Below are 12,993 nucleotides of genomic sequence, written 5' to 3' on the forward strand. Positions count from 1 at the left end.
AATAAATTTATGGTAGTCAAGCAGCGGAACGGGGTGCATTCCTGATACGCTGTTTTTTTTGTTTTTGTTTCAATTTTGAGACTAACCTCACCCCCGTGCATGCAGTTAGATGCCATCGAACTCCAGCCACAACACCGCAAGCTCCCTGCTAACCTAATAAGTGCATCTCCTCTCCCAGTAGCTACGAAGGTCTAATCGCCGCTTGTCCGCCATAAAGTAATAATAGAATGGGGACAAGGGGGGATTTCGATGCAAATACGGGATAATGTTCGGGAACGAAGACGGGAGCGGATTGAGCAGCTTATCGGATTGCATGAAATAGAGAGAGCGAAAATTTCGGACAATTCCTTAAAGGATTCTAGTAAGTCGAATAGCGCTGCTGAGGAGAATGTATGGGCGGATTCTGCCAGCACTATACCTACAATTAATGCGTCGTCAAATTCGACTCCTAGTAGATCACCAGCTCCCCACTATGACTCAAATATGCAATCAGCAACTCGCTATGACTTAAATACGCCACTAGCACCTCGATCAGACTCAAATATGCAATCAGTACCTCGATCAGACTCAAATACGCCATCATCATCTCGTTCCAACTTAATTGCTCCACCAGCACCCCGCTCTGACTCAGAAATACGACCATCACTTAGTTCCCAATCAAATATGCCACCACCCCCTGACGCGTATCCAGCCATCACTTCTACCGACATAACGAGTAATCCTAACCCAGACCCCGAGCAATGGTGGAAAGAACGAGAAAAACAATTGAAAACAGGACAAGCACCGGGGTGGCAAGGACTTAAAGGTATCCCAGGTATCCCGCCTTCTTCTGGCTCTAGAGTAGATAACCCTCCAGGAGGCTTTAATCTTAAAAAGCTAATCCGTGGTTTTACGTTACGTCTTGTCGTTGCTTCACTGGCTTTTATCGGGATTTGGGGTTGGTTTAAGCTTGAAATGCCAGGTAGCATAGAGGGGCGTAATTGGATGGTATCCTCAGTAACTCAAGATATGAACTTCCAAGCGGTTGAAGCATGGTACAGCGAAAATTTCGGGGGAGTCCCTTCTTTTTTATCCTTTTCCAATAATGAACCGGACACGAAGGAAGTATCCGCGTTATTAAATCCGTCTGAAACCGCGATCCCGATCAAGGGGAAACTCGTGCAAACATTCGCTCAGAACGGCACTGGCGTTAAAATAGCAGCTTCCGGCGGCAGCCAAGTTTATGCGATCTACACAGGGAGGGTGCAACAAGTTACACAAGATCCAGATGGCGGTGTGACGATTATTTTGCAGCATGAAAATCAAATCCAAACCATCTATGGAAGCTTGGACATAGCTAAGGTAAAAGCAAACGATTGGGTACAAACGGGACAACAACTCGGACAGGTCAGTAACTCTGGGGACGGGAATAGCCAAGGAGTTTTATATTTTGCTGTCCAACAAAATGGGGAGATGTTAAATCCTGCGGAAGTGATTACCCTTGATTAAATGGCATGGAATCGCATTGCGTCTACATCCTTTGTTCGTGCTCGTTATGATTGCCTCGATTGCAACAGGTAGGTTTACCGAGATTGCAACATTGTTTGTTATTGTCTTGTGGCACGAGCTTGGGCATCTATTAGCGGCGTTACACTTCGGCTGGACGGTAAAGGAAATAAAGCTGCTCCCTTTTGGGGGAGTTGTTGAGGTTGAGGAAGCGGGAACATTGCCTGCTAAGGAAGAAGTGTGGGTAGCGATGGCGGGTCCAGCTCAGAATGCCCTACTGGCTGGAATTGCGTTACTATTAGGTCATCTTGGTTGGGTTGATCATGTATGGGTGGACAGTTTTGTGCGTGCCAACGTGCTGATCGGCCTCTTCAATTTATTGCCCATTCTGCCGCTAGATGGAGGTCGTATTCTTCAGGCTTGGATCAGCCTTCAAGCTCCTTATCACCGAACATTGATGTGGAGTGCAAAAATAAGCTTAGCTTTCAGCGCGCTAATCATCCTTGCATCAATATATCCACTCTGGAATGGTGGTCTTCTGCAACTTAATCTCCTCACAGTAGGTCTATTCTTATGTGCTTCCAATTGGACTTATTTTCGTAACGTCCCTTTTGTTTTCTTGCGATTTCTTGTTCATCGGAGTGAAAGAGCGGAGAAGCACATAGATCGGGGCAAGCTATCTCAGCCGATCGTCATTGCGGAAAACCGACCACTAGCTCAAATTCTTAAGCTATTTATGAAAGAGCAGTATCATTTGGTCTATGTGATGAAACGAGGAAAAATCGCAAACGTTGTCCCGGAAAAGACGATAATCGACGGATTTCTCGGTCGTTTGCCATCAGAGAATGCGGATTTGAAGTTTTTCATGTAAAATGGAGAAAATAGCAGAGTCGCGGGAGGTTTGCATGAAGCAGCTGTTTATCCATTGTTCGCAAAATGTTACCCAATCGGCACTGTTGGAAGACGGAAAGCTAACGGAGTTCAGTGTGGAACGGATGGAAGGAACATCGCTAATCGGCAACCTCTACAAGGGACGTGTCGTGAATGTCCTTCCAGGGATGCAAGCCGCCTTTGTCGATATCGGATTATCTAAGAATGCCTTTCTTTACGTAGATGATGCGCTACACCCTCACTTAGACAAGCAACCTAAAGAAAAGCCGGCCATTTCTGAGCTGTTAAAGCCCGGGGATGAGCTGCTCGTTCAGATCATGAAAGAGCCACTAGGAAGCAAAGGGGCTCGAGTGACGACCCACTTTTCCATTCCGGGGAGATGGCTCGTATATATGCCTAATGCGGATTACATCGGCATATCGAAGAAGATTGAATTAGAATCGGAGCGTAGCCGGCTGAAGAGCTTGGCGGATACAATGCGATCCGATGGAGAGGGTATTATTCTCCGTACGAATGCAGAGGGTGTTAGTCGCGAGTCGCTTGAAGGGGATCTTAATTCCTTACGTCGTGCTTGGCAGAACATTACCAGTCTAAGCGAGCGAGCAGACGCTCCATCAGAGCTTCATCGAGATTCTGGGCTTGTCGAGCGAATGGTTCGAGACGTAATTACTCCCGATACTGAGCAATTGATTATCGACGATGAGGTTAGCTTTCAGGCAGCTAAAGCCTATTTACGGCAAACAGCTCCTGCTCTGGAGAGTAAAGTTCAGTTCTATCATGAATCGAAGTCCTTATTTGATAAGTTCGGGATCAAGGATCAGCTCGACAAAGCTTTTCAGCCTAAAATTTGGTTGCCTAGTGGTGGATATCTTGTCTGGGAGCAGACCGAGGCTTTGACAGTCATTGATGTGAATACGGGGAAATACACCGGTTCTATCGACTTGGAAGAGACGGTATTCCAGACAAATAAGGAAGCCGCGGAAGAGGTTGCTCGGTTGCTTCGGTTGCGAGATGTTGGAGGAATCATCATTATTGATTTTATCGATATGGAAACCGAAGTGCATCGCCATCAAATCGCTCAGCAATTAGAGATACGAATCAAGCGAGATCGTACGAAATGTCAGGTGGTCGGATGGACTCGGCTAGGCTTGATGGAAATCACTCGTAAGAAAGCTCGCGAGAATGCAATGAATTTTTTCTACGAAACCTGTGCTTCTTGCAAGGGAAGAGGCAAAATATATATCCGCTAAACAAATGTCCTTTAATTAAATATTGATAATAATATCTTGATATGATATAATCCCATAGTGCGTGCAATCTGAAGATTTGCAGGCTACAACCGCACTCCACCGGGTTGACAAGTTCGGCACTGCATTGCTCATTAGAGTAAGTAGTCCGACACCCTCCGAGGCGAGTCTTAGACATGAGGAGGTGCACCAGATGTACGCGATTATTGAAACAGGCGGTAAACAGTACAAAGTACAAGCAGGCGATGTTATTTTCATCGAGAAGCTTTCCGCTAACGTAGGCGAAAGCATCACGTTTGACCGCGTGTTAGCTGTATCCAGCAAAGACGGCTTGACTACAGGATCTCCACTTTTGACAGGAGCTTCGGTAACAGGCAAAGTCGAGCAACACGTAAAAGGCGAGAAAATTATCGTCTTCAAGTACAAAGCTAAGAAAAACTACAAGCGCAAGCAAGGCCATCGTCAACCGTACACGAAAGTGACGATCGAGAACATTAAGGCGTAAGCTAAGATGATTACGATAACGATCGTGCGCAACGTTGAGAAGGCTATTATACGTTTTAATGTATCGGGACATGCTTTTTACGACGATCCTGGCAAGGACATTGTCTGTGCCGGTGTATCGGCTGTAACCATAGGAGCAATTAACGCAATTGAGAAATTGACGGGCCTTGTGCCTCGTGCGACTTCGAAATCCGGTTTGCTCAAGGCGGAAATTCCGTACAGCACGGATCACCTGCGGAACGATCAGGTCCAGCTTTTGCTGGAGGGAATGATCGTTGCTCTCGAATCCATTGTGGAATCTTACGGCAAGCACGTGATTATAAATGAAACCTTTGTAGGAAAAGGAGGTTGACACCATGTTGAAGTTAAATCTTCAGTTATTCGCCTCGAAAAAAGGGGTTGGATCGACGAGGAACGGACGGGATAGCCACTCTAAGCGTCTTGGCGCTAAGAGAGCTGACGGTCAAGTTGTAACAGCTGGTAGTATCTTGTACCGCCAACGCGGCACTAAGATCCATCCGGGAACAAACGTTGGCATCGGCAAAGACGATACACTCTTTGCTTTAGTGCAAGGCGTTGTTAAATTCGAACGTTGGGGACGCGATCGCAAGAAAGTTAGCGTCTATTCTGTAGAGCAAGCTCCTGTAGCTGCTACTCTAGAAGTTTAATACGGCATCTAGAACCCTGGCCAATGCAAGTTGGTCAGGGTTTTTGTATGAGTTATACAGAATGTATCAGCTACACATTACACTTTCTGTATAATCTCCGCAAAGCTACCTCGACGTCGAAAGACGCCGTAGGCGTTTTTGCTTGATGAACGATATCGGCCTTTCATGGTTAAGCTGATCTCTCCATGTTATACTATAGACATGCAGACAGTGTTTCCGGGTATTGGAAGGAAAGGATTAACGAAACGGGGAAGTCACATGATGTTGAGGGGAATAACACTGTGGGGACTTGCAGCTTTATTATCGCTTTCCCTACCTACTGCGGCTATTTTTATCTGGCATCATTCTTGGTGGTCGTTAATCACATTTGTCCTTTGGACATTCGCTGTCGGCTCTTTAATGGGACTGCTGGAAAGGCGTAAACACCGGGAGCATTGCGATCGACTACTTACACGTGCTCAATTATCGACCATACGGACTTTAAGCCACCATCGGCACGATTGGATGAATGAGCTGCAAATTTTGTATGGATACTTAAGGCTTAACAAGCCCGATAAAGCAGTGGCTGTAGTGGATAGAATAAGAGAACGGATGGAACAAGAAAGCAGGATATCGCAGATCGGAATACCTGAGCTAGCTGCATTCCTGTTGTCCTTTCGTACAGTATGCGATACATTGCGCTTGGAAGTGGAAATTCAGGACGGACTTTATTTAGACCGTCTCTCTTATGCAGCGGAGGACCTGTCAAAGACGATTATCGGGTTAGTGAATGTCATTCGTTTCCGAGCGGTGAGTCCACTGGACGGTGAAAATGTTCTGAGATTGTTATTTTCTTATCTAGAGAATACTTTTAAGATCGAAATGATCTATGAGGGTGAACTGGCTGCGGCGGAAGGCGTAATTGTGGAGTTAGAGAAGTGTTTGGAAGGTATAGGGCAATTAGATCAGGGAGAAGAGCAAGCAGAGAAATCGCCACAAGCGCGGACAATGGTTATCCATTTCCCTCTGCCGGCATAACGGAGTGATTTAACATGTTTGTTGACAAAGCGAAGATTTTTGTTAAAGGCGGAGATGGCGGAGACGGTCTCGTTTCTTTCCGCAGAGAATTGTATGTGCCCGAAGGTGGACCAGCGGGCGGAGACGGCGGCAACGGCGGTCACGTTATTTTTAAGGTTGATGAAGGCTTGCGGACGCTAATGGATTTCCGTTATCAGAAGCATTTCAAAGCAACCAAGGGTGAAAAAGGTCGTAACAAATCGCAGCATGGCGCTAACGCGGACCATATGATCGTTCGTGTGCCCCCCGGAACAATTGTCGTTGATGATGATACAGGGGAAAAAATCGCAGATTTGACTCGTCATGGTCAACAGGTCATTATCGCTAAAGGCGGCCGTGGTGGGAGAGGGAATATCCGCTTTAAGAGCGCGGTAAATACAGCTCCAGCAATTGCGGAGAACGGCGAAGAAGGCAAGGCGCGCTGGGTAACTCTGGAGCTTAAAGTGATGGCTGATGTTGGACTGGTTGGATTCCCTAGCGTAGGTAAATCAACTTTATTGTCAGTTGTTTCCGGAGCTCGGCCTAAAATCGGAGCGTATCACTTTACGACGATTACACCCAACTTAGGTGTAGTAGACTTGGGTGACGAACGTGGCTTTGTCATGGCTGATTTACCAGGATTGATCGAAGGCGCACATACAGGAGTCGGTCTTGGACATGAATTTCTAAGACATGTTGAGCGTACAAGAATCATCGTTCATGTCGTAGATATGTCGGGTATGGAAGAGCGCGATCCCTTCGAGGATTGGGTTAAAATCAATGACGAGCTAAAGCTTTATAATATTAAGCTTGCTGATCGTCCACAAATTGTCGCAGCCAATAAGATGGATATGCCTGCTTCGGAGGAAAATCTGGCTGAGTTTCGTAAGAAAGTTGGCGAAATTAATCCAGACATCGTGATCATGCCGATCTCATCACTTACGAAGCAAGGTATAAATGAATTGCTTCATCGTGTTGCCGATCTGCTTGAATCCTTGCCGGAACCTTCGGAAATCGAAGAGCTCGAGAAGCAGGCTAAAGCAGAGGAAGGCATCGTTTATCGCTACCAATCCTCTGGCGATCTTGATTTCAAGATTACAAGAGACAACGAGGTTTACGTTATTGAGAGCGAAGCGATCGAAAGATTGATGAGACGGACGCAATTTAATTCCTATGAAGCGATTATGCGTTTCGGTCGGATATTGCGTGGCGCCGGTATTGATGCAGAGTTACGTAAGCGTGGGGCCAAAGACGGCAACTTGATTCGAATTGGTAAATTCGAATTTGAGTTTTTCGAAGGCGGATCCGATGAATACGTGTACGACAAAGAGTAGATATTCAACTACCATGACCAGTCTTCTCTTAGGGGGCTGGTTTTTTTGTTGGAATTTGATACGTTGAAGCTTTCATTGAAGTGTACATTGCCTATTGCCGCCTGATCGTCAATTCGATATAATGTCCACTATACACAAACATTCGTCTTTCCTGGGAGGACGCATTATGGCGGAACGTTATTATGTCGTCCGAGAGGACTTGCTGCCGGAAGGCATACTTAAGACGGAGCAAGCGAAAGAGCTGCTAAGACGCGGCGAAGCGGCTACGATTCATGAAGCGGCTGAACGAGTGGGCTTAAGTCGTAGTGCATATTACAAATACAAAGATGGTGTTTACGCACTTGAGCATGCTTCTCGCGAATCTATTGCAACTTTGTCAATGGATTTAGAACACCGTTCGGGCGTTCTATCAAAGGTGCTCGGTATGCTAGCATTTAGCGAGGGTAACGTATTGACGATATCCCAGTCCATTCCCCTACAAGGGATGGCTAATGTTGTCGTATCTATCGATATCTCGCTCATTAACGGAGCATTAACGGAACTGTTGGAGAAGCTTCGCTCATTAGATGGTGTCAAACGGGTAACCGTTGTTGGACGTAGTTAAGCAGTTGTTAAACTCATTCCTAAATATTAGAATATCGCTATAGATGGAAATGGAGGAACAATGATGAAGTCGGTTAAAGTAGGATTGCTTGGATTAGGCACAGTTGGTACAGGTGTTGTTAAAATCGTGGAAGGTCACCAAGAGGATTTGTCTAACCAAGTAGGTTCTCCGATCTCTATCGTACAAATCTTAGTCAAAGATCGCACTAAGACTCGTAGCATCTCAATCGATGCTTCCAAGCTTACTGAAGATCCTTGGGAAGTTGTTCGTAACCCTGAAATTGACGTTATTGTCGAGGTTATGGGTGGAATTGCTTTGACCAAAGAATATATATTGGAAGCACTGGAACGTGGCAAGCATATCGTAACAGCCAATAAAGACCTAATGGCACTTCATGGACCAGAAATATTGGCGAAAGCACGTGAGCATGGCTGTGACGTGTTATACGAGGCAAGCGTAGCGGGTGGGATTCCGATTATCCGTACTCTAGTCGAAGGCTTCTCTTCAGACAGGATTACGAAGATTATGGGCATCGTCAACGGTACGACTAACTACATTTTGACAAAGATGAGCCAAGAAGGCGCGGCATATGCAGATGTGCTTAAAGAAGCTCAAGAGCTTGGATATGCAGAAGCTGATCCGACTTCGGACGTAGAAGGACTTGATGCTGCACGCAAAATGACGATCTTATCTACGTTAGGCTTCAGGGCGAACGTTTCGTTAGACGACATTAGTGTCAAAGGCATAAGCAATGTGACTCAAGAGGATATTCAATATGCCAAACGACTTGGATATGAAGTGAAGCTTCTAGGTATTGCAGAACGTCAAGATGATCATATTAGCGTCAGTGTTCAACCTACGATGATTAAGCAAAGTCACCCAATTGCAACTGTTAACGGAGTGTTTAATGCTGTGTATGTACACGGTGAAGCGGTTGGCGAAACGATGTTCTATGGAGCAGGCGCCGGGGAATTACCAACGGCGACTTCAATTGTCGCAGATATCGTGGCTGTCGTTAAAAATATGAAGCTTGGTGTAAATGGTCGTCAAGCTCAGCTGTCCTACAATGTCGTGAAATTGAAGACAGACGAACAAATATCATCGAAGTTTTTCCTATTGCTTCATGTGGATGATCGCACGGGTGTACTGGCCCAAATCGCACAAGTATTGTCGAACTGTGAGGTCAGTATCGAATCGGTCATGCAGCCTTCAGCACCCAATCAATCGAGTGCTGAGATCATTATTATTACACATCAAGCAAGCAAAGCTTCGATGAATAAGGTACTGGAAGCTTTTGAAGGCTTATCCTCTGTTCGGAAGATCAAAAGTGTTTATCGCGTAGAAGGTTAATCCCTTCCTCATTTGATTACTACTGCATTAAAGGAGCATTGTTATGCGTTATGAAGCTGGAAATATGGGTAAAGTGATATCCGGTCGAGTTGTCGTCAAGGTAGCTGCGAGCTCAGCCAATTTAGGTCCAGGATTCGATACACTCGGGATAGCCTTGTCTTTATTCGCTTGGGTAAGCATGGCACCTGCAACATCGACCCGCGTTACATTGGTAGGTGACAATCTTGAGGGCGTCACACAAGATAAAACAAATTTAGTGTATGAGGTCGCTCAAGCCGTATTTGCTAAAGCAGGGATTGAGCTTCCAGAGCTAGATATTGGAATTCGGAGTGACATTCCTCTTACAAGAGGACTAGGTAGCAGTGCAGCCGCGATCGTTGGAGCACTTGTTGCGGCCAACTCATTAATTGGCAATGCATTATCCGACGACGAGCTGTTTCAGATGGCAACAGAGCTTGAGAAGCATCCTGATAATGTGGGTGCGTCTATGTTCGGAGGCATTATTGCTGCGGCATGGGACGGCACAAGAGCGGAGTATGTTCGAATTGAACCGCCGGTTGGGATGGATGTGCTAGTAGCTATTCCAGAGTTCGAGTTGTCGACGAAAAAAGCCCGAAACGTGCTTCCGGAACAAATTTCGTTACAGGATGCTGTTTTTAACGTGACACATAGCTCCCTGTTAACTGCAGCGCTAGCCATGGGTAGATTGGATTTATTAAGCCATGCGATGAGAGACCGTCTACATCAGCCTTATCGCGCTAAGCTGATTCCAGGTATGGAGAAGATTCTACGCGAAGCAACCGAGCATGGTGCTCTAGGTGCCGTTCTATCTGGTGCTGGTCCGACTTTACTACTGCTTTCAAGGAGTGAGCTCTCCGGTAATGGGCAGCTGATTGCGTTCGTACAAGAGGTTATGGCCGAGGCGGGGGTTAAAGTTACAACGCGCTGGTTGGAGCCTTACTTACATGGACCACAGGTTCAACTAGTAGACGCGAACGACCCCAACTATCATCTGGAGCCACAACAAATATTGGGAAATATTGAAGCGGAGGTGAGCGTATGAGCAAGCGTAAATCCGTAGCTCTATTGCCCCAAGGTACGGTTTCAGACGAAGCGGTACGCTACTTATTTCGCAATGAAGATGTGGAATTCGTTTATTGTAAAATGATTGCGGATGTTTTTCAATCGACGGCTAATGGTCATACAGACTGGAGCGTTATTCCGATTGAAAATACGATTGACGGCTCTGTAAGTTTGCATATTGACTGGCTTGTCCATGAAGTGGACTTGCCCATTCGTGCAGAGTGGGTTTATCCGTCAATTCAGAATCTGATTGGATCTGCTAGCGAGTTAGCAGGTGAAGATGGGCAATGGGACGCGAGTAAGATTACGAAGGTCATGAGCCATCCGGTTGCCATGGCGCAGTGCTTACAATTCGTACGTGGAAAGCTGCCTCATGCGGAGCTGGAGACACTGAGTAGCACGACTGAAGCTGTGCGGATGGTCAAGAACAATCCAGGTAAGGGCTGGGCGGCATTTGGAACGCGTTTGGCGGCAGCAGATCTGGAGCTTGAAGTTCTTGAAGCCGGTGTAACAGACCATGATAATAACTTCACACGGTTTGCGCTTGTTGGGAATACACCGTACGAGAAAGAGAATGCTCAGGTACAGAAGACGAGTATCCTGATTACGTTACCAGAAGATTATCCAGGAGCACTCCACCAAGTGTTGTCCGCTTTCGCTTGGCGCAAGATTAGCTTGTCCAAGATTGAATCGCGCCCTACTAAGAAGAAGTTAGGGAGCTATTACTTCTACATCGATATCGTATATGCACTGGACTCCGTTCTACTTCCAGCAGCTATAGCCGAGATCGAAGCGATTGGTTGTCAGGTTCGTCTATTAGGGGCATATCCTAGCTTGCCTTTCGTGAAGGATTAACTCAATCCATTCTACTCTATTTATTCAACACATTCCGGCACGCCAGATTATGGGCTGTCGGATTTTTGTTGTACAGATTTGTATTTATTATCTTAGCTTTGGGGTTGTAAAAGCTGTCTTAAAGCCGTTACAGTGGTTTTTCTCAATAAAGGATGTCAAACGCCCATTACCTGCATAGGATGTAAAGATTGCGCGAGGGCAAATGCCCGCTCGTGAACTAAGTCAATTCATCAGGAGGGAACGGCGTGAAGATCCATATCGTTAAACAAGGGGATTCGCTGTATTCGATCGCCAAGAAATACAATGTACATCTGGAGGATGTCGTCAAGGCGAATCCTGAAATCAGTAATCCCGACGTGATTGATGTAGGGATGAAGGTGAAAATCCCTTCGCAAACTAAGCCACCTTTGGAAGTCATTCACCATCATATCGTACAGCAGGGCGATACTTTGTGGAAGCTGTCCAAGGCATGGGGAATACAGCTTACGGATATGATCAAGGCTAACCCCCAGCTTAAAAACCCGAATGCTTTGTTGACAGGTGAAGTGGTTAACATTCCCAAAACGCCTCATGGATCAAACTCTACAGAAGCGGCTATGCAGGGAGGTTCTGTGCAGGGAGGTTCTGTGCAGGGAGGTTCTGTGCAGGGCAAGGTAAACACGGGCATGAAGATGGGGACGGGTGGAAAAGCAAACACAGCTCCTGTACCTGAGCAAGTGGCACCTATCGTGCAAGCTCCTGCTCCTCAACCAGCACCAGCACCAGCACCAGCGCCGGTTGTTGTAGCGCCAATCGCTGAATCGAAGCCGATCTATGGTATTGAAATCCATGAACATGTTGAAATGTACAATTCGTATAAGGTTCCTCCAGTTCAGGCCGCTAATCAGGTAGAAATGCCGTATCCTACTTACAACGCGCCATCTTATGGATATGGAATGCAGCAGCCAGTCGCAGGAGCGGAGTCGGCTTATCCGGGCTACGGGTACGGAATGCAGCAGCCAGTTGCAGGAGTGGAGTCAGCTTATCCGGGTTATGGATATGGCATGCAGCAGCCAGTCGCAGGGGTGGAGTCGGCTTATCCGGGCTACGGATACGGGATGCAGCAGCCAGTCGTAGGAGCCGAGTCGGCTTATCCAGGGTACGGATATGGCATGCAGCAGCCGAACATTAGTCCTGAGACTACTTCGCAGAAGCCTTGTGGTTGCGGGCATGGACATGGTCACGGTCACGGGAATCCTCAAGCGATTAACCCGTTGGGGGGCACAATTGCCGGAAACATGGGTGATTTGTACGGACACCAGGATTATTCCTATAGCCCTCCTGATGATCCAACAAGAGTACCTGGGATTTCCACTCCAATGATGATGGCAAGTGGGAAGACGGCCTCCGGCTGCAAAACCTGCGGCGGGCGGATTTCATATCAGGCACCTGTAAATATGAATATGGGTGAAGTGCCGTATGCTGGTAACTATCCAGGAATGGGCTACCCAGATGGAAGAGTTCCTTATGGAGTATCTCCGTTCACAACTGGCTCATTAGGAAATATGCAGCAAGCGGTTAATCCTGCCTATTATGGTATGCCAATGGGGGATATACCCGTAGGCTATAGTCCGGTATCGGATGGCTTCCAAAGCTATTATGCTAATCCGCAGAATCAGAACTTCTATGGAGGATTCCCACCAATACCACCAATGCCTCCAATGCCAGGCTTGCGTCCCTTAAGTGAGGCTGGTACAGATGAACGTTCTGATCCGAATGAGACAGAGATATTGATTAAAGCGACCACAGCTAAGAAGCGGCAAGCTAAACCTAAGCCTAGGCTCAGTGCAGTGAGGAACAATAAGCCTAAGCAGAGGGAAAGCGTTCCTTGGATTAAATGGTAAAATAAGTGCATAGCACCGGAATTCCCAGGAAACACTAAAGAAAAAAGCAGAGAA

The 12,993-nt window shown here is 46.6% G+C and carries 13 protein-coding genes and 1 other annotated feature; all 13 genes read left to right on the top strand.

Translation table 11 applies throughout. The features are described from left to right. Positions 1-249: 249 nt before the first annotated feature. The 13 genes from M1K58_RS00705 (at position 250) to M1K58_RS29390 (ending at position 12,939) form a co-directional block, all read left to right on the top strand. Positions 250-1,488 (top strand): peptidoglycan DD-metalloendopeptidase family protein, encoded by a 1,239-nt coding sequence (locus M1K58_RS00705; protein ID WP_256756750.1) that lies wholly within the window; start codon positions 250-252, stop codon positions 1,486-1,488. Continuing rightward, complete coding sequence (locus M1K58_RS00710) at positions 1,481-2,356, top strand: M50 family metallopeptidase (protein ID WP_256756751.1); 876 nt, start codon at positions 1,481-1,483, stop codon at positions 2,354-2,356. The genes M1K58_RS00705 and M1K58_RS00710 overlap by 8 nt, the downstream gene beginning before the upstream one ends. 34 nt (positions 2,357-2,390) lie before the next feature. After that, positions 2,391-3,626 carry an Rne/Rng family ribonuclease gene (locus tag M1K58_RS00715; protein WP_256756752.1) on the top strand — a complete coding sequence of 412 codons (1,236 nt, stop codon included), beginning with the start codon at positions 2,391-2,393 and terminating at the stop codon, positions 3,624-3,626. A gap of 77 nt (positions 3,627-3,703) precedes the next feature. Beyond that, positions 3,704-3,804 (top strand) — a sequence feature (ribosomal protein L21 leader region). 12 nt (positions 3,805-3,816) lie between these two features. Continuing rightward, positions 3,817-4,128 carry a 50S ribosomal protein L21 gene (rplU, locus tag M1K58_RS00720; protein ID WP_256756753.1) on the top strand — a complete coding sequence of 104 codons (312 nt, stop codon included), beginning with the start codon at positions 3,817-3,819 and terminating at the stop codon, positions 4,126-4,128. A gap of 6 nt (positions 4,129-4,134) precedes the next feature. Beyond that, positions 4,135-4,479, top strand: coding sequence for a ribosomal-processing cysteine protease Prp (locus M1K58_RS00725; protein WP_256756754.1), 345 nt, complete (start codon positions 4,135-4,137; stop codon positions 4,477-4,479). A 4-nt stretch (positions 4,480-4,483) separates the two neighbouring features. Continuing rightward, positions 4,484-4,795: a 50S ribosomal protein L27 gene (gene rpmA / locus M1K58_RS00730; RefSeq protein ID WP_256756755.1), complete on the top strand. Its 312-nt coding sequence runs from the start codon at positions 4,484-4,486 to the stop codon at positions 4,793-4,795. A 258-nt stretch (positions 4,796-5,053) separates the two neighbouring features. Beyond that, positions 5,054-5,812, top strand: coding sequence for a Spo0B domain-containing protein (locus M1K58_RS00735; protein ID WP_256756756.1), 759 nt, complete (start codon positions 5,054-5,056; stop codon positions 5,810-5,812). A gap of 14 nt (positions 5,813-5,826) precedes the next feature. After that, positions 5,827-7,164 (top strand): GTPase ObgE, encoded by a 1,338-nt coding sequence (gene obgE, locus M1K58_RS00740; RefSeq protein WP_256756757.1) that lies wholly within the window; start codon positions 5,827-5,829, stop codon positions 7,162-7,164. A 166-nt stretch (positions 7,165-7,330) separates the two neighbouring features. After that, positions 7,331-7,768: an ACT domain-containing protein gene (locus tag M1K58_RS00745; protein ID WP_256756758.1), complete on the top strand. Its 438-nt coding sequence runs from the start codon at positions 7,331-7,333 to the stop codon at positions 7,766-7,768. A 63-nt stretch (positions 7,769-7,831) separates the two neighbouring features. Next, positions 7,832-9,118 carry a homoserine dehydrogenase gene (locus M1K58_RS00750; RefSeq protein WP_256758184.1) on the top strand — a complete coding sequence of 429 codons (1,287 nt, stop codon included), beginning with the start codon at positions 7,832-7,834 and terminating at the stop codon, positions 9,116-9,118. Positions 9,119-9,161: 43 nt separating this feature from the next. Continuing rightward, positions 9,162-10,181 (top strand): homoserine kinase, encoded by a 1,020-nt coding sequence (thrB, locus tag M1K58_RS00755; RefSeq protein WP_256756759.1) that lies wholly within the window; start codon positions 9,162-9,164, stop codon positions 10,179-10,181. Beyond that, positions 10,178-11,056, top strand: a complete 879-nt coding sequence (gene pheA, locus M1K58_RS00760; protein WP_256756760.1) for a prephenate dehydratase — start codon at positions 10,178-10,180, stop codon at positions 11,054-11,056. The genes thrB and pheA overlap by 4 nt, the downstream gene beginning before the upstream one ends. A gap of 245 nt (positions 11,057-11,301) precedes the next feature. After that, positions 11,302-12,939: a LysM peptidoglycan-binding domain-containing protein gene (locus tag M1K58_RS29390; protein WP_372339084.1), complete on the top strand. Its 1,638-nt coding sequence runs from the start codon at positions 11,302-11,304 to the stop codon at positions 12,937-12,939. Positions 12,940-12,993 lie beyond the last annotated feature (54 nt).

The organism is Cohnella sp. WQ 127256 (assembly GCF_024519285.1).
Taxonomy (GTDB): Bacteria; Bacillota; Bacilli; order Paenibacillales; family Paenibacillaceae; genus Cohnella.

Coding starts and splice junctions, on each gene's coding strand:
- rpmA (WP_256756755.1), top strand. CDS start 4,484: ATGTTGAAGTTAAATCTTCAGTTATTCGCCTCGAAAAAAGGGGTTGGA.
- M1K58_RS00705 (WP_256756750.1), top strand. CDS start 250: ATGCAAATACGGGATAATGTTCGGGAACGAAGACGGGAGCGGATTGAG.
- M1K58_RS00715 (WP_256756752.1), top strand. CDS start 2,391: ATGAAGCAGCTGTTTATCCATTGTTCGCAAAATGTTACCCAATCGGCA.
- rplU (WP_256756753.1), top strand. CDS start 3,817: ATGTACGCGATTATTGAAACAGGCGGTAAACAGTACAAAGTACAAGCA.
- M1K58_RS00750 (WP_256758184.1), top strand. CDS start 7,832: ATGAAGTCGGTTAAAGTAGGATTGCTTGGATTAGGCACAGTTGGTACA.
- M1K58_RS00745 (WP_256756758.1), top strand. CDS start 7,331: ATGGCGGAACGTTATTATGTCGTCCGAGAGGACTTGCTGCCGGAAGGC.
- obgE (WP_256756757.1), top strand. CDS start 5,827: ATGTTTGTTGACAAAGCGAAGATTTTTGTTAAAGGCGGAGATGGCGGA.
- thrB (WP_256756759.1), top strand. CDS start 9,162: ATGCGTTATGAAGCTGGAAATATGGGTAAAGTGATATCCGGTCGAGTT.
- M1K58_RS00725 (WP_256756754.1), top strand. CDS start 4,135: ATGATTACGATAACGATCGTGCGCAACGTTGAGAAGGCTATTATACGT.
- M1K58_RS00735 (WP_256756756.1), top strand. CDS start 5,054: ATGATGTTGAGGGGAATAACACTGTGGGGACTTGCAGCTTTATTATCG.
- pheA (WP_256756760.1), top strand. CDS start 10,178: ATGAGCAAGCGTAAATCCGTAGCTCTATTGCCCCAAGGTACGGTTTCA.